Source organism: Pseudomonas sp. N40(2020) (assembly GCF_014472415.1).
GTDB lineage: Bacteria > Pseudomonadota > Gammaproteobacteria > Pseudomonadales > Pseudomonadaceae > Aquipseudomonas.
In genome coordinates this window covers 58,650-74,514 of the sequence record NZ_JACSZV010000012.1, presented here as the reverse complement: position 1 = coordinate 74,514, position 15,865 = coordinate 58,650, and the positions used below count along the sequence as shown (strand labels likewise).

Here is a 15,865-nt window from a genome sequence, read left to right as displayed (position 1 = left end):
ATGCTCGATTCCAAACTGTTACGTAGCAACCTTCAGGACGTAGCGGACCGCCTGGCTTCCCGTGGCTTTGCCCTGGATACCGCGCGCATCGAAGCGCTGGAAGAACAGCGCAAGACCGTCCAGACCCGCACCGAAGCACTGCAGGCTGAGCGTAACGCGCGTTCCAAATCCATCGGTCAGGCCAAGCAGCGCGGCGAAGACATCGCGCCGCTGATGGCGGACGTCGAGCGCATGGCGGGCGAATTGAGCGCCGGCAAAGTCGAGCTGGACGCGATCCAGACCGAACTGGACTCGATCCTGCTCGGCATCCCGAACCTGCCGCACGAATCCGTTCCGGTCGGCAAGGACGAAGATGACAACGTCGAAGTACGCCGCTGGGGCACGCCGACTGCTTTCGATTTCCCGGTACAGGATCACGTCGCACTGGGCGAGAAGTTCGGCTGGCTGGATTTTGAAACCGCCGCCAAGCTGTCCGGCGCACGTTTTGCCCTGCTGCGTGGCCCGATCGCCCGTCTGCACCGCGCCCTGGCGCAGTTTATGATCAACCTGCACGTCAACGAGCACGGTTACGAAGAGGCTTACACGCCTTATCTGGTTCAGGCGCCGGCACTGCAAGGCACCGGTCAACTGCCGAAGTTCGAAGAAGACCTGTTCAAGATCGCGCGCGAAGGCGAAGCCGATCTGTACCTGATCCCGACCGCTGAAGTGTCGCTGACCAACATCGTCGCTGGCGAAATCGTCGATTCGAAACTGTTGCCGATCAAGTTCGTTGCGCACACCCCGTGCTTCCGCAGTGAAGCCGGCGCGTCGGGTCGCGATACTCGCGGCATGATCCGCCAGCACCAGTTCGACAAGGTTGAAATGGTCCAGATCGTTGAGCCATCGACCTCGATGGAAGCGCTGGAAGGTCTGACCGCCAACGCCGAGAAAGTTCTGCAACTGCTTGGCCTGCCTTACCGCACCCTGGCACTGTGCACCGGCGACATGGGCTTCAGTGCGGTCAAGACTTACGACCTCGAAGTGTGGATTCCGAGCCAGGACAAATACCGCGAAATCTCGTCGTGCTCCAACTGTGGCGACTTCCAGGCCCGCCGCATGCAGGCGCGTTTCCGCAACCCGGAAACCGGCAAGCCTGAGTTGGTACACACCTTGAACGGTTCTGGCCTGGCGGTCGGTCGTACCCTGGTTGCGGTGCTGGAAAACTACCAGCAGGCTGACGGTTCGATCCGCGTGCCGGACGTGCTCAAGCCGTACATGGGTGGCCTTGAGGTCATCGGCTAAATGAAATATCTGCCGCTGTTTCACAACCTGCGCGGCAGTCGTGTGTTGGTCGTCGGTGGGGGGGAAATTGCCTTGCGCAAATCCCGCCTGCTGGCCGAAGCCGGTGCTCTGCTGCGGGTGGTCGCACCTGAAATCGAAACGCAACTGCGTGAATTGGTTGTCGCCAGTGGTGGCGAGTGTCTGTTGCGCGGTTACGTTGAGGCGGATATGGATGGTTGCGTGCTGATCATTGCCGCCACCGATGACGAAACGCTGAACGCCCAGGTTTCCACCGATGCTCATCGGCGTTGCGTGCCGGTCAACGTGGTCGACGCACCTGCCCTGTGCAGCGTGATCTTCCCGGCGATCGTCGATCGCTCGCCTCTGATCGTCGCAATCTCCAGCGGCGGCGATGCGCCGGTGCTGGCGCGCTTGATTCGCGCCAAGATTGAAACCTGGATTCCTTCCACCTATGGCCAACTGGCTGGGCTGGCCGCGCGTTTCCGTAATCAGGTGAAAAACCTGTTTCCGGATGTGCAGCAACGTCGCGGGTTCTGGGAAGACGTATTCCAAGGCCCGATTGCCGACCGGCAACTGGCCGGGCAGGGCGCCGAAGCCGAGCGTCTGCTGCAAGCGAAGATCGATGGCGAGGCCGACATCACCACGGGTGAGGTGTATCTGGTGGGAGCAGGGCCGGGTGATCCGGATTTGTTGACCTTCCGTGCCTTGCGCCTGATGCAACAAGCGGATGTGGTGCTGTACGACCGTTTGGTCGCGCCGGCCATTCTTGACCTGTGCCGTCGCGATGCCGAGCGGGTATACGTCGGCAAGCGTCGCGCCGATCACGCGGTGCCACAGGATCAGATCAACCAGCAACTGGTCGATCTGGCCAAGGCCGGCAAGCGTGTGGTGCGGTTGAAGGGCGGTGATCCGTTCATCTTCGGCCGGGGCGGCGAAGAGATCGAAGAGCTGGCAGCTCACGGCATTCCATTCCAGGTGGTGCCGGGTATTACGGCAGCCAGCGGTTGTGCGGCGTATGCCGGGATTCCGCTGACCCACCGTGATTACGCGCAATCAGTGCGCTTTGTCACCGGGCACTTGAAGGACGGTTCCACCGATCTGCCATGGGCCGACCTTGTCGCTCCGGCGCAGACGCTGGTGTTCTACATGGGACTGGTGGGTTTGCCGGTGATCTGTGAGCAGTTGATCAAGCATGGCCGTTCGGCGGATACCCCGGCGGCACTGATTCAGCAGGGCACCACGGTCAATCAGCGGGTCTTCACTGGCACGCTGGCCGATTTGCCGCGAATGGTGGCGGAGCATGAAGTGCATGCCCCGACGCTGGTGATCGTCGGCGAAGTGGTGAAACTGCGCGAGAAACTGGCGTGGTTTGAAGGGGCTCAGGCGCAGGTCTGAGCTAAATCAAAAGATCGTCCGATCGTGGCCCGAGCCTTCGGACGATCTTTTGCTTTTAGCTGTTAACCCCTCTGCCAAACTCCTTTGCCGCCCAGCCGCGCCCGATCATGAGCCACAGTGAAATCCTGCTCCGGCCCCTTCGGCACAACCCCCGTCGGATTGATGGTCTTGTGGCTGCCGTAGTAGTGATTTTTGATGTGCTGGAAATCCACCGTCTCGGCAATCCCCGGCCACTGATACAACTCACGCAGCCAGTTCGACAAGTTCGGATAATCGGCAATGCGCCGCATGTTGCACTTGAAGTGCCCGTGATACACCGCGTCGAAGCGAATAATCGTGGTGAAAAGGCGAATATCCGCTTCAGTCAGGTATTCACCACTCAGATAACGGTTGGCACCCAGCATCCGCTCCAAGTGATCGAGTTCGGCAAACACTTCATCGAACGCTTCCTCATACGCTTGTTGTGACGTGGCGAACCCGGCGCGATAGACGCCGTTGTTTACGGCTGGATAGATTCGCTCGTTCAGCGCATCAATCTCACCGCGTAGCGGAGCAGGATAGAAGTCCAGATCATTGCCAGTCAGATCATCAAACGCGCTGTTGAACATGCGGATGATCTCCGCCGATTCGTTGCTGACAATGCGCTTGAGCTTTTTGTCCCACAGCACCGGTACGGTGACGCGGCCAGTGTAGTCAGGCGTGTCGGCGGTGTAGCGCTGGTGCATGAAGTCGAAGTGATCGAGCTTGTCGCCGGTCGAGCCGAGAGTCTTGTCGAAGGTCCAGCCGTTTTCCAGCATCAACCAACTGACCACGGAAACGTCGATCAGACTTTCCAGGCCTTTGAGTTTGCGCAGGATCAGCGTGCGATGCGCCCACGGACAGGCAAGCGAAACGTAGAGGTGATAGCGCCCGGCTTCGGCGGCAAAACCGCCTTCACCGCTAGAGCCAGGTTGGCCGTCAGCGGTGACCCAGTTGCGGCGTTGCGCCTGTTCGCGCTGGAACGCGCCGTCCTTGCTGCTTTCGTACCACTTGTCCTGCCAGTGGCCATCGACTAACAAACCCATGTTCAAGACTCCTGAAACCAATAATCGTTGGAGTCGAGTCTATTCCGATGAGTTCGAACAAAAAGCGCAAAGATCGGGCGCGAATGATCGGTTAAATCGATTTATTCCGCGCGGCCCAGTATTGTTCGGCGGTTTCGAAAGCCTGCTCGCGGCTCTGGCCGAGACCGCGCAGTGCCAGGGCCATGGTCGAAATCAGCGCCATTTGCGGGTAGCTGTCGACCACGTCGCCGCGCCACACGGCTTTCAAGTGTTCGACGTCCAGCGAGGCCGGTTTGACGTGGCGCTGTGCCGACAACTGGGGCCATTCCTCGTCCCAACTCTCGCCGCCGCTGGTGCCGTAAAGATGGCTGTCGGCATCGGGGTTGATCTCGATTTCACCGCCGTCACCCTTGACCACAATCGCCGTGTCGCCGAGCAAACCGCTGGCATCGCGGTGTACGGCCTGATAGCCGGGGTGGAAGATGCTTTGCAACCCGCAACGCGCGCCCAGCGGATTGAGAATCCGCGCCAGCGAGTGGATCGGCGAGCGCAGGCCCATGGTATTGCGCAGGTCGATCATCTTTTGCAGTTGTGGCGCCCAGTCGATCAGCGGCATGAATGCCAGGCCACCGTTGTCCAGCGCCGTGCCGACCTGCTGCCAGTTACGGCACAGCGGGATATTCAGCTCGGCCAACAGCTGTTCGGTATACAAGCGCCCGGCGGTGTGTGCGCCGCCGCCGTGCATGAAGATGCGCACACCGTTTTGCGACAGACACTTGGCCGCCAGCAGATACCACGGCAGATGGCGCTTCTTGCCGGCATAGGTCGGCCAGTCCAGATCGACGTTCAAGGCTGGCGCCTGCAAACGTTCGCGCAGGGCTTCGGTGAAACCGGCCATCTCTTCGGCGCTTTCTTCTTTATGCCGCAGCAACATCAGAAAGGCGCCGAGTTGGGTGTCTTCGACTTCGTCGTCCAGCACCATGCCCATGGCTTGCCGGGCTTCTTCGCGAGTCAGATCGCGGGCGCCGCGCTTGCCTTTGCCGAGGATCCGGACGAATTGAGCGAACGGGTGCTCGGCAGGTGTTTCGAGGGTGAGCGCTGGGAAATCGGTCATAAGCAATTCGTCGGTTTGGGCAGGCCCGCCAGTTTCGCGGCGAGTTTGGCAGGGGTGCCTTTGAACAGTCGGTTCAGGTGCAGGCTGTTGCCTTTGTCCGGGCCGAGTTTCAGCGCGGTGTATTTGATCAGCGGTCGAGTGGCCGGGGACAGTTGGAACTCATCGTAGAAACTGCGCAGCAGTTCGAGGACCTCCCAGTGTTCGGGGGTCAACTCGATATCTTCGGCGGCGGCCAGGGCACTGGCGACGTCGTGTGACCAGACGCTGAGGTCGACGAGGAAGCCGTCCTTGTCCAGTTCGATGGCGCGGGCGCCGACGGTCATGCAATTCATAGCCAGCTGTTGACCTTGTCGTGTTGGATCGACAGTTCGACGAAGGCCGGGTAGTCGATGGTTTCTGCCCAGTCTGGAACCTGTACAGCGCGGGCCTCTGCATCTTCGGCCAGCACGTACAGTTTCACCCGCCGAGTTTGCAGCGCGCTGAACGGAGCAGTGCCCGGTTGCAGGGCATATACCGCGTCGCCGGATAGCAGCAAAGCGTCGGCATGGCCGATCACTCGCAGGCAACTGGTCAGGCGATCGTCGCCGAACGGGGAATGAGACAACACATGCAAAGTCGACATCAGAGGGTGATCACCTGGTCGTAACGGTCAATAAGGGCGGTGATTTGCTCGGCGGCGAGCGGTTGCGCTTCGTCCAGCGACAGCGTGTTCAGGCCACGGCTGGTGGCGCTGTCGATGCAATAAAACAGCTCTTCAACGCCGAACATTGGCAGCGCTTGCAGGTTGGCGCTCAGGTCTTTCTGTTGCAGGGCCTTGGCCTTTTGCCCGGCGGCCAGTTGCAGCACGCCGTCATCGAGAAACAGCAGACCGATCGGCAGATCGAAGGCACCGCCGGCCAGCACGATGTCCAGCGCTTCGCGGGCACCGGGGCCGGACCATGGCGATTGGCGACTGATGATCAACAGGGATTTGGCCATGTCACGCGCCTCCGAAACAGATCAGGCGGTCAGCGTCTTGCACCGCGTCATGTAACTGGCCGAGGCCGGACAACTCCCACGGCGCGCTGACGGACAATGCGTCACGCTGATAGCGCTTGGCTTCTTCGTCATTCAGCACGCCCCTGCGCAGAGCGGCGGCGATGCACACCACGCCATCCAGTTGCTGCTCGTTGATGAAGGTGCGCCATTGCTTGGGCAGATCCAGTTCGTCCTGCGGAGTAACCACCGCGTCAGAGGCGTTGTAGACGCCATCCTGATAGAAAAACAGCCGGACAATCTCATGCCCACCGGCCAGTGCAGCCTGCGCAAACAGCAGGGCACGGCGCGAGGAGGGCGCATGGGCGGCGGAAAACAGTGCGATGGCGAACTTCATGACGGACTCGGTCAGCAAAACTGCGGCCATGATAAAGCTTTATCGAGGCGGTCGCGAAACCCAAGTTGCGTACCCGCCCACGGGGGGGGGGCAGACATCGGTCAGCGCGGCATGTAACCCAACTGCCAGCGTCGTGGGATTCTAAGCGAGAGCAGCCCGATCAATGCCGCCAGCAAACCGCTGACAAACATCGCCTTCAGTCCCAGATGATGCTCCAGCACTGCGCCCAGAATGGCGCCGACGAACATCCCGCTCCACGGCACCAGTTGGACGCGCCAGCCACTGCGCCGCTCGCCGAGCATCCAGCGGCCCAGTCCTCGGCCGAACCGCGACAGTGCGCCAGTGACATACGTCAGCCCGACCGGCAGACCATTCACTTCCTCGACCGACGCATTGAGCATGCCCATCGCAATGATCGCCGCGAGCAGTGCCGGCAGTTGCGAGTCAAACGGCCAGGCTGCCGCCGCGCAGAGCAGGGTGGCGATACACAGGAGAAGCGGCAGCGCCCGTCTTCCGCCGAGACGCGCGACGAGGACGCCCAAGGCATTACCGACAATAAAGGTTGCGACGAGAATCACCAGGCGCACGGTCAGCCCAAGATCGCCGTCACTGATCGCCACCGCCAGCCTCGTGGTGTTGCCGCTCATGAACGAGACGAAGTCGCCGCTGGCCATGAAACCGATGGCGTCGGTCATCCCCGCCAGCACCGAAAGACTGGCCACCAGCGCCAGTCCCACGCGCCCGCGCCATTTTTTCGAGTGCAGATGGCCGGGACTGGCGCGGTGAGTCGAGGCGGAAGGCAGCATCGTCGATTGTTTCCTTGAGCGGCGGTTACGGTTTTATTCCATACAAGTCGCAATACTCCAGCCAGTCCATGCCGGCCATTTCCGCCACCTCGCGATGAACGTTCAGACGCTGGGCCTGATATTCATCAGGCGTTGCTGCCGTCAGTTGCAAGGTCAGTTCCCAGGCAAACAACCCTAGGCTTTCCGCCTCGGCCTCGAACGCTTCATGCAGGCGTTCTTCGCGATACTGTGCCTGGGTTTCACCCTTGGCCTGAGCCAACAGCGGATTGAGATGGTCGAGGGTTTCGCGCAGTTCGGGGCGTGCGTCGAGAAACAGTTTCAGGGCGTGTTCATGTCGCTGCTCGGTAGGCGCCATGTGTTTTCCTTGTGAGGCTGATGACCTTAGGTTGCCGCAGCGGCTCGCGCGTGTCGCGCTATAAATGTAGTAAAGCAGAACGATTCGGGCTGCTGCGGTGATACAGTCCGCTTTTTTCTGAATGAGCGAATGCAATGCGAATTCTGATGGTGGCGCTGGCCGCGACGGTGCTGGCCGGTTGCGCGGGTTCGATGATGGACGATGCTCGCACTAAAACGCCCTACAAAACCCTGACCTCGAACAAGCCCGAGAAAGTCGTCGCCCAGTGCGTGCAATTTGCCTGGCAGGACGAAGCAGTGTTCGGAGTGGATGCCGGGGCTTATCTGCAACCGGGCAAAAAGTCCGGTTCGACGGTCTACACGCGTTCGGCGGAGTCGTTTGTCGATGTGAGCACGGAGGCGTCGGGCACGGCGTTGAGTTACTACGCGCAGAAGGACGATTTCGTGGCCAAGCGCCGGTTGGCGGCGTTGGCGACCTGTCTCTGATCATGTGTTGAGGCGACTGCCCCCTTCGCGTGCAAGCTCGCTCCCACATTGGAATGCATTTCAAATGTGGGAGCGAGGTTGCTCGGGAAGGGGCTATCAAATTCAATCAATCAAGCGCTTCTGGAAAAAATGCCGCTTGTGCCCCGGTGGGTAATCGACGATCTCCCCAAACTGGCTATAACCGAGTTTCTTGTAGAACTCCGGCGCCTGGAAGTCGAAAGTGTCGAGCCATGCCCCGATGCAGCCTTTCTCCCGCGCCAGGTCTTCGGCCATGCGCATCAGCTTCGATCCAATACCCTGACCTCGGCCTTCTTCAGGCACTGACAGCAAATCGATGAACAACCACTGGCACACCAGCCGACCATAGAGCCCGCCGAGAATCTGGTCGTGATCGTCGCGCACCAGTAGGGTGAGCGGTTCCGATTTCGCGATCCCGGCCTTGGCGACGTTGTAGGCATGCAGCGGTGCCAGAATGGCCTGGCGTTCTTCTTCCGTGGAGTGTTGCGACAACTCGATCCGCATATTCATTTGCGCTTCCTTGATAGCCATGAAGCCGCAGCCTATCTCGGCTGGTGGCTGTGTTTCAACCCAGGTGGAACCGTCGCGCAAGCGCCGAGGTCTAGCCTTTACAGCGTCATTCCAGTACGCGGTTGATGAGGACACCCCATGAACATTTTTGAAGCCCTTCGCGAAAGCCACGACCGCCAGCGCACCTACGCCAAAGCCCTGATCGAAACCAGCGGCGATACGCCGGAGCGCGTCGAGGCCTACAAGCAGCTCAAAGCCGAGCTGAAAGCCCACGAAACCGCCGAAGAGCGCCACTTCTATATCCCGCTGATGAAGTTCGACGACGGTGTCGACCTCAGCCGACATGCCATTTCCGAACATCACGAAATGGACGAAATGATGGAAGAGCTCGACGAGACCGAGATGTCCAGCCCGGCATGGCTGGCCACTGCGAAAAAGCTCTCGGACAAGGTTCATCACCACCTCAAGGAAGAGGAGCACAAATTCTTCCAGATGGCCGGCAAGTTACTCGACGAAAACCAGAAAGAACAGCTCGCCGGACAGTACGAAAAGGAGTTTCAGGCGCAGTTACCGTGAGTCACCCATGCGGGATTTCGTAACTTCGACGTGTACGCCTTTGGCTATGCGTCGAGTGCGAGCCGTCACAATACACTGTGTTTATATCCAGTATTTTCGCTGTTTTACTGATTGTGTCGGACAGATCTGCGACAAAACCGCCGATGGACAAAAAAATCACCTCCGTTAGCTTGAAGGCCTCTCCTCGGAAAGGAGAGTTCTTAAATCAACGGAGTGAAAAACATGAATCAACCACAAGCACAAACCCAACTGCGACACGGTCGCGTCACCTCCCCGGCGAGTCGTGGTGCGGTCGCTATTGAGCAAGGATTGCTCGGTGCCTGGCAGGTCAACGAAATGGAAGGCGGCAAGAATTTCCCGGCGCTGGTGGCCGGGCCGTTTCCAGCGCCCTACGAATCCGACTCTGCCAGTGTCGCGCCGCCGGCCGACGGCTACATTCTCAGTGGCGGCAAAACCGATCCGCGTGATTGCGTGAACTTCACGAATGAGGAGATGAGCCAAAAGCTCGGTCGTCCGTTCACCTGGCCGCTGCTCAATGTCACCCCGGGTCAGACCCTCGAAGTCAAATGGGAATACACCGCGCCGCACACCACCCGCGGCTATCGCTGGCTGATCACCAAGGATGGCTGGGACCCGAAACAACGCATCACCCGTGCGCAACTGGAAGCGCAGCCGTTCTTCGAGGACTTCTACACTCAGGTGCCTTACTACAGCCATTCAGCGGAGCTGAAGGCCAAGGTCAATCACTCGGTGAAACTTCCGGCGAACAAGCAAGGTCATCACGTTATCGTCTTGATGTGGATCGTCGCCAACACCGGCAACGCGTTCTATCAGGCCTTCGACGTTGACTTCAAATAACGACGCAGCGTCGTCAAAACCCACACGTTCTGAAGGATTAGAACATGTCAAATATCGACTTCTCTTTAATGCAAAACGCGGCGAGCGATGCGGCGTCATTGATGCCGAGCATTGCCGACAAAAAGATCCTCATGGGCTTCTGGCACAACTGGCCGGCGGGACCGAGCGACGGATATCGCCAAGGCCGCTTTGCCAACATCGCGCTGGAGGAGGTGCCCAAGGAGTACAACGTGGTCGCCGTGGCCTTCATGAAGGGCAGCGGGATTCCGACCTTTAAGCCGTTCAACGTGACCGATGCCGAGTTCCGCCGTCAGGTCGGCGTGCTCAACAGTCAGGGGCGGGCGGTGTTGATTTCCCTGGGTGGCGCGGATGCGCACATCGAGTTGCACAGCGGCCAGGAACAACCACTGGCCAATGAAATCATCCGTCTGGTGGAAACCTACGGCTTCGACGGCCTGGACATTGATCTTGAACAGAGCGCGATTGATTTCGCTGCCAACAAGACCGTCCTGCCGGCTGCGCTGAAACTGGTCAAGGATCACTACGCGGGCCAGGGCAAGCACTTCATCATCAGCATGGCCCCGGAGTTTCCGTACCTCACCAGCAGCGGCAAGTACGTCGGTTACTTGCAGGCACTGGAAGGCTACTACGACTTCATCGCCCCGCAGTTCTACAACCAGGGTGGCGACGGGGTCTGGGTGCCGGAGGCCAACAACGGTGCCGGCGCGTGGATCGCGCAGAACAACGATGAGCTGAAAGAGGATTTCCTCTATTACCTGACGGAAAGTCTGGTGACCGGCACGCGTGGTTTCACGAAGATCGCGGCGGACAAGTTCGTCATTGGTCTGCCCGCCAACGTCGACGCGGCTGCTACCGGTTATGTGATCGACAAGACCGTTGTAGGCAATGTGCTCAAACGGTTGGCGATCAAAGGACACCCGATCAAGGGCCTGATGACGTGGTCGGTGAACTGGGACAACGGCGTCAGCAAGGATCGTGTGCCATACAACTGGGAGTTCAGTCGGCGTTATGGGCCGCTGATCACCGGAGTGCAGGCAAGCGCACAAGAGGTGGATGAAACGGTGCTGCACGTCGCCCGTTAGTTGTGAATAAAAAAGCCCGGTAGCGCTGCCGGGCTTTTTTTGTCGGTTCGATTAATCGACTATGAACGCTTTCTGATGACAAAAGGATGAGGCGTCATGGCTAACACAGCCGAACGGGTCAATATCATCGAGACTCAGGTGTTGTCCCACGACTGGTATCTCTTGAAGAAAATCACTTTTGACTACCACCGTAATAACGGCGAGTGGCAGCGCCAGACGCGCGAAGTGTATGACCGCGGCAATGGCGCGGCGATTCTGCTGTTCAATCGCGAGAAGCGCTCGGTGGTGCTGACCCGTCAGTTCCGCTTGCCGGTGTTCGTCAATGGTCATGACGGTCTGCTGATCGAAGTGGCGGCGGGGTTGTTGGAGGGGGCGGCGCCCGAGCAGCGCATTCGCGACGAAGCCGAGGAGGAAACCGGCTATCGCGTGCATGACGTGAAGAAAGTCTTCGAGGCCTATATGAGCCCCGGTTCGGTGACCGAGAAACTGCACTTCTTCATTGCCGAGTACGACTCGGCGTCGAAGGTCAGCGAAGGCGGCGGTCTGGAAGAAGAGACCGAAGAACTGGAAGTGTTGGAGTGGTCATTCGATGACGCGTTGGCGGCCTTCCAGCGCGGCGAGATCTGCGACGCCAAGACCATCATGCTGTTGCAGTACGCGGCGATGAATAACCTGTTCGATCGATAAGGCTGCGATCTTCTGATCTTTAAAATAGCTCACCAGTTTTGCCAACCTCTGACCAGTCACCACCTTCCAACGTCAACAATCGCTCTTTAGCCTCAAGCCCCCCGGCAAACCCGGTCAATTTCCCCGATGCGCCAATTACCCGATGACACGGCGCAACGATTGAGATCGGGTTCCGCCCATTTGCCGCGCCCACCGCCCGCACGGCACTTGGATTGCCGATTTGCAGAGCGATCTGGCTATACGTGCGAGTCTCGCCGAACGGGATCGTCAGCAGCGCCGCCCAGACCTTTTTCTGAAAATCCGTGCCGGCAAAATCCAGCTCCAGGTCGAAGCGATCTCGCGTCCCGGCAAAATATTCTTCAAGTTGCCGCGCGGTTTTCAGCAGGATCGGATTGTCCGGCGCTTCACTCATCGGCCCAAGGCGCACCCGGTTGGGTTTATCGTTTTCCCAGAGGATGGCCGCCAGTCGTGAACCGTTCGCGACCAGCTTCAACTCGCCGACCGGCGAGGGCAGGGTGATGAACGTGTAGGGCATGGGGAAGAACTCCGGATCAGCGCGGCAACAGCGCCCAGCATACTGCCTGACCGGGGAGGCGCAAACCGCAAACCCGACCATACTGCTTGTTGCTTTTGAAGCGTTCGCCTCTGTTTTGCACAGACCCTGAAAACAAAAAAGAGATCGACTCATGAAGTACGAACCTTTGGCCAAATCGCTGATAGCGACCTCACTGGCACTCAGCTGCCTTATGGCTCACGCCGCCTCGGTGGCACCGGTTGCCGCAGAAAACGGCATGGTGGTCACCGCGCAACATCTGGCCACTCATGTCGGTGTCGATGTGTTGAAAAGCGGTGGTAACGCCGTCGACGCGGCGGTCGCGGTAGGTTATGCGCTGGCGGTGGTCTATCCCGCAGCGGGCAACCTGGGTGGCGGCGGTTTCATGACCATTCAACTGGCGGACGGGCGCAAGACCTTCCTCGATTTCCGCGAAAAAGCCCCGTTGGCCGCGACCGCCAACATGTACCTCGACAAGGACGGCAATGTCATCCCGGATCTGAGTACCCGTGGCCACTTGGCGGTCGGCGTGCCGGGCACTGTGTCCGGCATGGAGTTGGCGCTTAGCAAGTACGGCACCAAGCAGCGCAAGGAGATGATCGCCCCGGCGATCAAACTGGCTGAAGACGGATTCGAGTTGCAGCAGGGTGACGTGGAGTTGCTGGAGTACGCCACGGACGTGTTCAAGAAGGACATGCGCGATTCCGGTTCGATCTTCCTCAGCAACGGCGAGCCGATGCAGGTCGGGCAAAAACTGGTGCAGAAAGATCTCGGCAAAACCCTGCGGACCATTTCCGAGAAGGGCGCCGACGGCTTCTATAAAGGCTGGGTGGCCGACGCCATCGTCACGTCCAATCAGGCCAACAAGGGCATCATCACCCAGGCCGACCTCGACAAATACAAGACCCGCGAACTGGCTCCGGTGGAATGCGATTACCGTGGCTACCACGTGGTTTCAGCGCCACCGCCAAGCTCTGGCGGGGTGGTGATCTGCCAGATCATGAACATTCTTGAAGGCTATCCGATGAAGGATCTGGGCTTCCATTCGGCCCAGGGCATGCACTACCAGATCGAAGCGATGCGCCACGCCTACGTTGATCGCAACAGTTACCTCGGCGACCCGGACTTCGTGAAGAACCCGATCGAGCATCTGCTCGACAAGAATTACGCGACCAAACTGCGTAACGCCATCCAGCCGCAAAAGGCTGGGGTCTCCGCTGAACTGAAACCCGGCGTTGCGCCCCACGAAGGCAGCAACACTACCCATTATTCGATTGTCGACAAGTGGGGCAACGCGGTCTCGGTTACCTACACGCTCAACGACTGGTTCGGTGCGGGTGTGATGGCGAGCAAGACCGGGGTAATCCTCAACGACGAAATGGATGACTTCACTTCGAAAGTTGGCGTGCCGAACATGTACGGTCTGGTCCAGGGTGAAGCCAACGCCATCGCGCCGGGCAAGGCGCCGCTGTCGTCGATGAGCCCGACCATCGTCACCAAGGACGGCAAAGTGGTCATGGTGGTCGGCACGCCGGGTGGCAGCCGCATTATCACGGCCACCTTGCTGACCATGCTCAACGTCATCGACTACGGCATGGGCTTGCAGGAAGCGGTGGATGCGCCGCGTTTTCACCAGCAGTGGATGCCGGAAGAAACCAACCTCGAAGACTTCGCCGCCAGCCCGGACACGAAGAAGCTCCTCGAGAGCTGGGGCCACAAGTTTGCCGGCCCGCAGGACGCCAACCATATCGCCGCGATTCTGGTCGGCGCGCCATCACTGGAGGGTAAGCCGGTAGGCAAAAACCGCTTCTACGGTGCCAACGATCCACGGCGCAACACCGGGTTGTCATTGGGTTACTGAGAGGCGTAAAAAGGGGGCGGGCGCACACCCGCCCCTGTCTCAAGGATCGATCAAGGAAGGCCCACCATGACCACCGCATTACTGATCATCGACGTCCAACGCGCACTTTGCTCGGGCGAATACCAGTGCCACGACATCCAGCGCGTGATCGGCACCATCAACGACCTCAGCACCCACGCCCGAAAGGCCGGGGTTCCGGTGGTGCTGATTCAGCATGAGGAAAAGGACAGCCCGCTGGCCCACGGCACTGAAGGCTGGCAACTGGCCGAAGGGCTTGAGACGTCCGCCAAAGATCTGCGCGTACGCAAAACCACCCCGGACTCGTTCTACCAGACCGACCTGCGCAAACTGCTGCCGAGCGAAGACTTTGAAAAATTGGTGATCTGCGGCCTGCAAACCGACTATTGCGTCAACGCTACCGTGCGCCAGGCCCATCAACTGGGCTACGACGTGGTGCTCGTGTCAGATGCACATTCCACCGTCGACAACGGCAACATGAGCGCCGAAGACATCATTGCCGAACACAACAAGGATCTGGCACACCTGACCGGTTCCGTGGCGCGGATCGATGTAAAACCTGCCGCCGATATCGTGTTCTGATCACAAATCCTACAGGGGGCGCGTTGGGCTGAAACCTTTGTGTACACCGAGGATTTCCGGCAGCAGCACTGGCATACTGCCCGTCGCCTGAAGAATGGAATCTCTCGATGCTCGCTTTCACTCACCGTCATGCCCTGGCGCTGACCGTCCTCGCGTTTACCTCCGTTACCCACGCCAGCAGTTTTGATTGCGCCAGTGCCATCAGCAAGACTGAAAAAGCCATCTGTGGCAATCCGGATATTTCAGTCCTTGACGAGAAACTCGCAGAGCGTTGGCGCTCGACTATGGCCAAAGTCCCCGATCCCAAAGCCCTAAAGACAGATCAACGGCAGTGGCTGAAAAGTCGCAACGCCTGTGGTGACTCGGCTGCCTGTCTACGCCGGGAGTATTTGATGCGTCTGTCCGAGCTCGAACACGCCACTCAGCCCTTCAGTTGGAATGCGACTTGGCAACTGATTCCGCCAAGTTCTTCGACATCGGCCACGGTGATGACTAAACGTATTGATGCCACGCACATCAACTTCGACATCACGGCGGGTGAAGGAGCCAACTCCGGTGATCTGAATGGAGTCGCCACACTCAATGGCAGTGAAGCCCTATATGAAGAAGGCGAGTGCAGGCTGAGTTTCACGCCCATCAATGGCGTGCTCGATATCTCGAACGTGAGTTCGGGTGGCGATTGCGGAGGTGGTATGGGCGTGTATTACACCGGCCGTTTTATTGCCTCGCAGCAACCGTTGGCACTGGATTACGACATGCTCAGCCTTGGCCTGGCACGAACGCCAGAGGAAAACCAGGCACTGCACACACTGCTCAAAGACGATTATCAGAGGCTGGTGGAAGTGTCCGGTTCTTTGATGACGGGCGAGCCTTCAACCGACGTGCCAGGTAGCGAGGTCGCGGAGATGTGGATGCGTGGTCTGGGCGGCACTGGCGTCGTGATGCGGGCAAGCGACGCGCGCTTCTGGGTATTGTTGGTGACTTACAATACAGGCCATGCGCGCCTGCGCTATTACACCAACGTGCGGCAATGGAAAAACGGTCTACCTGACGCATTGCAAGCCTGGAATGAGCGCATGAAAAACCAGCTCGAACTCCCCGTGGACTTCATGCCCTGAACTGCGACACAAATCACAAACAAACCCCCACTAATCTCTCCCATCTACCCGCCGGTGGAGGTCTAGGTGCGGGTCGCCGACCAAATGAACTGCATCAAGTGCTGAGGGGCCACCGGGGCATATTCGACGG

19 protein-coding genes and 1 pseudogene are annotated in these 15,865 nt (G+C 59.2%); 10 read left to right on the top strand and 10 right to left on the bottom strand.

Annotated elements, in window-relative coordinates; genetic code table 11:
• Together serS and cysG are read left to right on the top strand one after the other, a co-directional pair.
• A complete protein-coding gene (serS, locus tag IAI51_RS10710; protein WP_187678460.1) occupies positions 1 to 1,281 on the top strand; it encodes a serine--tRNA ligase in 1,281 nt (426 codons plus the stop codon).
• Entirely contained in the window at positions 1,282 to 2,676 is a 1,395-nt protein-coding gene (gene cysG / locus IAI51_RS10705) for a siroheme synthase CysG (RefSeq protein ID WP_187678459.1), read from the top strand.
• Between the two features lie 62 nt (positions 2,677 to 2,738).
• Here the strand turns inward: cysG and IAI51_RS10700 are convergent, their stop codons facing one another.
• The 8 genes from IAI51_RS10700 to IAI51_RS10665 all read right to left on the bottom strand — a co-directional run bounded on the left by IAI51_RS10700 (position 2,739) and on the right by IAI51_RS10665 (position 7,366).
• A complete protein-coding gene (locus IAI51_RS10700) occupies positions 2,739 to 3,740 on the bottom strand; it encodes a glutathione S-transferase family protein (RefSeq protein WP_187678458.1) in 1,002 nt (333 codons plus the stop codon).
• A 91-nt stretch (positions 3,741 to 3,831) separates the two neighbouring features.
• Positions 3,832 to 4,833, bottom strand: a complete 1,002-nt coding sequence (locus IAI51_RS10695) for a glycosyl transferase family protein (RefSeq protein WP_187678457.1) — start codon at positions 4,831 to 4,833, stop codon at positions 3,832 to 3,834.
• Positions 4,830 to 5,165: a TusE/DsrC/DsvC family sulfur relay protein gene (locus tag IAI51_RS10690; protein ID WP_187678456.1), complete on the bottom strand. Its 336-nt coding sequence runs from the start codon at positions 5,163 to 5,165 to the stop codon at positions 4,830 to 4,832. Before IAI51_RS10690 ends, IAI51_RS10695 begins: the two co-directional genes overlap by 4 nt.
• Positions 5,162 to 5,455 carry a sulfurtransferase complex subunit TusB gene (gene tusB / locus IAI51_RS10685; protein WP_187678455.1) on the bottom strand — a complete coding sequence of 98 codons (294 nt, stop codon included), beginning with the start codon at positions 5,453 to 5,455 and terminating at the stop codon, positions 5,162 to 5,164. Before tusB ends, IAI51_RS10690 begins: the two co-directional genes overlap by 4 nt.
• Positions 5,455 to 5,811, bottom strand: coding sequence for a sulfurtransferase complex subunit TusC (gene tusC / locus IAI51_RS10680; protein WP_187678454.1), 357 nt, complete (start codon positions 5,809 to 5,811; stop codon positions 5,455 to 5,457). Before tusC ends, tusB begins: the two co-directional genes overlap by 1 nt.
• A gap of 1 nt (position 5,812) precedes the next feature.
• A complete protein-coding gene (gene tusD, locus IAI51_RS10675; protein WP_187678453.1) occupies positions 5,813 to 6,205 on the bottom strand; it encodes a sulfurtransferase complex subunit TusD in 393 nt (130 codons plus the stop codon).
• A 101-nt stretch (positions 6,206 to 6,306) separates the two neighbouring features.
• The gene (locus IAI51_RS10670; RefSeq protein ID WP_187678452.1) at positions 6,307 to 7,011 is read right to left on the bottom strand and encodes a YoaK family protein; all 705 of its coding nucleotides are present in this window, start codon (positions 7,009 to 7,011) and stop codon (positions 6,307 to 6,309) included.
• A 25-nt stretch (positions 7,012 to 7,036) separates the two neighbouring features.
• Positions 7,037 to 7,366 carry a DUF6388 family protein gene (locus tag IAI51_RS10665; RefSeq protein ID WP_187678451.1) on the bottom strand — a complete coding sequence of 110 codons (330 nt, stop codon included), beginning with the start codon at positions 7,364 to 7,366 and terminating at the stop codon, positions 7,037 to 7,039.
• Positions 7,367 to 7,500: 134 nt separating this feature from the next.
• Between IAI51_RS10665 and IAI51_RS10660 the strand changes: the two genes are divergently transcribed.
• Positions 7,501 to 7,851: a hypothetical protein gene (locus IAI51_RS10660; protein WP_187678450.1), complete on the top strand. Its 351-nt coding sequence runs from the start codon at positions 7,501 to 7,503 to the stop codon at positions 7,849 to 7,851.
• 102 nt (positions 7,852 to 7,953) lie between these two features.
• On the opposite strand, the gene IAI51_RS10655 is transcribed toward IAI51_RS10660, so the two are convergent.
• Positions 7,954 to 8,379 carry a GNAT family N-acetyltransferase gene (locus tag IAI51_RS10655; protein ID WP_187678449.1) on the bottom strand — a complete coding sequence of 142 codons (426 nt, stop codon included), beginning with the start codon at positions 8,377 to 8,379 and terminating at the stop codon, positions 7,954 to 7,956.
• Between the two features lie 138 nt (positions 8,380 to 8,517).
• Here IAI51_RS10655 and IAI51_RS10650 point away from each other — a divergent pair, with 138 nt between their 5' ends.
• The 4 genes and pseudogenes from IAI51_RS10650 to IAI51_RS10635 all read left to right on the top strand — a co-directional run bounded on the left by IAI51_RS10650 (position 8,518) and on the right by IAI51_RS10635 (position 11,603).
• Positions 8,518 to 8,955, top strand: a complete 438-nt coding sequence (locus IAI51_RS10650) for a hemerythrin domain-containing protein (RefSeq protein WP_187678448.1) — start codon at positions 8,518 to 8,520, stop codon at positions 8,953 to 8,955.
• A 222-nt stretch (positions 8,956 to 9,177) separates the two neighbouring features.
• Positions 9,178 to 9,813: a lytic polysaccharide monooxygenase auxiliary activity family 9 protein gene (locus tag IAI51_RS10645; protein WP_187678447.1), complete on the top strand. Its 636-nt coding sequence runs from the start codon at positions 9,178 to 9,180 to the stop codon at positions 9,811 to 9,813.
• Between the two features lie 44 nt (positions 9,814 to 9,857).
• A pseudogene (locus IAI51_RS10640) lies at positions 9,858 to 10,856 on the top strand (chitinase); the annotation flags it as partial.
• A 156-nt stretch (positions 10,857 to 11,012) separates the two neighbouring features.
• Positions 11,013 to 11,603 (top strand): NUDIX domain-containing protein, encoded by a 591-nt coding sequence (locus tag IAI51_RS10635; protein ID WP_187678445.1) that lies wholly within the window; start codon positions 11,013 to 11,015, stop codon positions 11,601 to 11,603.
• A gap of 19 nt (positions 11,604 to 11,622) precedes the next feature.
• Here the strand turns inward: IAI51_RS10635 and IAI51_RS10630 are convergent, their stop codons facing one another.
• Positions 11,623 to 12,138, bottom strand: a complete 516-nt coding sequence (locus IAI51_RS10630) for a methylated-DNA--[protein]-cysteine S-methyltransferase (RefSeq protein ID WP_187678444.1) — start codon at positions 12,136 to 12,138, stop codon at positions 11,623 to 11,625.
• A gap of 151 nt (positions 12,139 to 12,289) precedes the next feature.
• Here IAI51_RS10630 and ggt point away from each other — a divergent pair, with 151 nt between their 5' ends.
• From ggt to IAI51_RS10615, 3 genes are all read left to right on the top strand, one after another.
• On the top strand, positions 12,290 to 14,017 hold the full coding sequence (ggt, locus tag IAI51_RS10625) for a gamma-glutamyltransferase (RefSeq protein ID WP_187678443.1): 1,728 nt from the start codon (positions 12,290 to 12,292) through the stop codon (positions 14,015 to 14,017).
• Positions 14,018 to 14,083: 66 nt separating this feature from the next.
• Positions 14,084 to 14,617 carry a cysteine hydrolase family protein gene (locus tag IAI51_RS10620; RefSeq protein WP_187678442.1) on the top strand — a complete coding sequence of 178 codons (534 nt, stop codon included), beginning with the start codon at positions 14,084 to 14,086 and terminating at the stop codon, positions 14,615 to 14,617.
• A gap of 107 nt (positions 14,618 to 14,724) precedes the next feature.
• Entirely contained in the window at positions 14,725 to 15,735 is a 1,011-nt protein-coding gene (locus IAI51_RS10615) for a lysozyme inhibitor LprI family protein (protein ID WP_187678441.1), read from the top strand.
• The last annotated feature ends 130 nt before the right edge of the window (positions 15,736 to 15,865 follow it).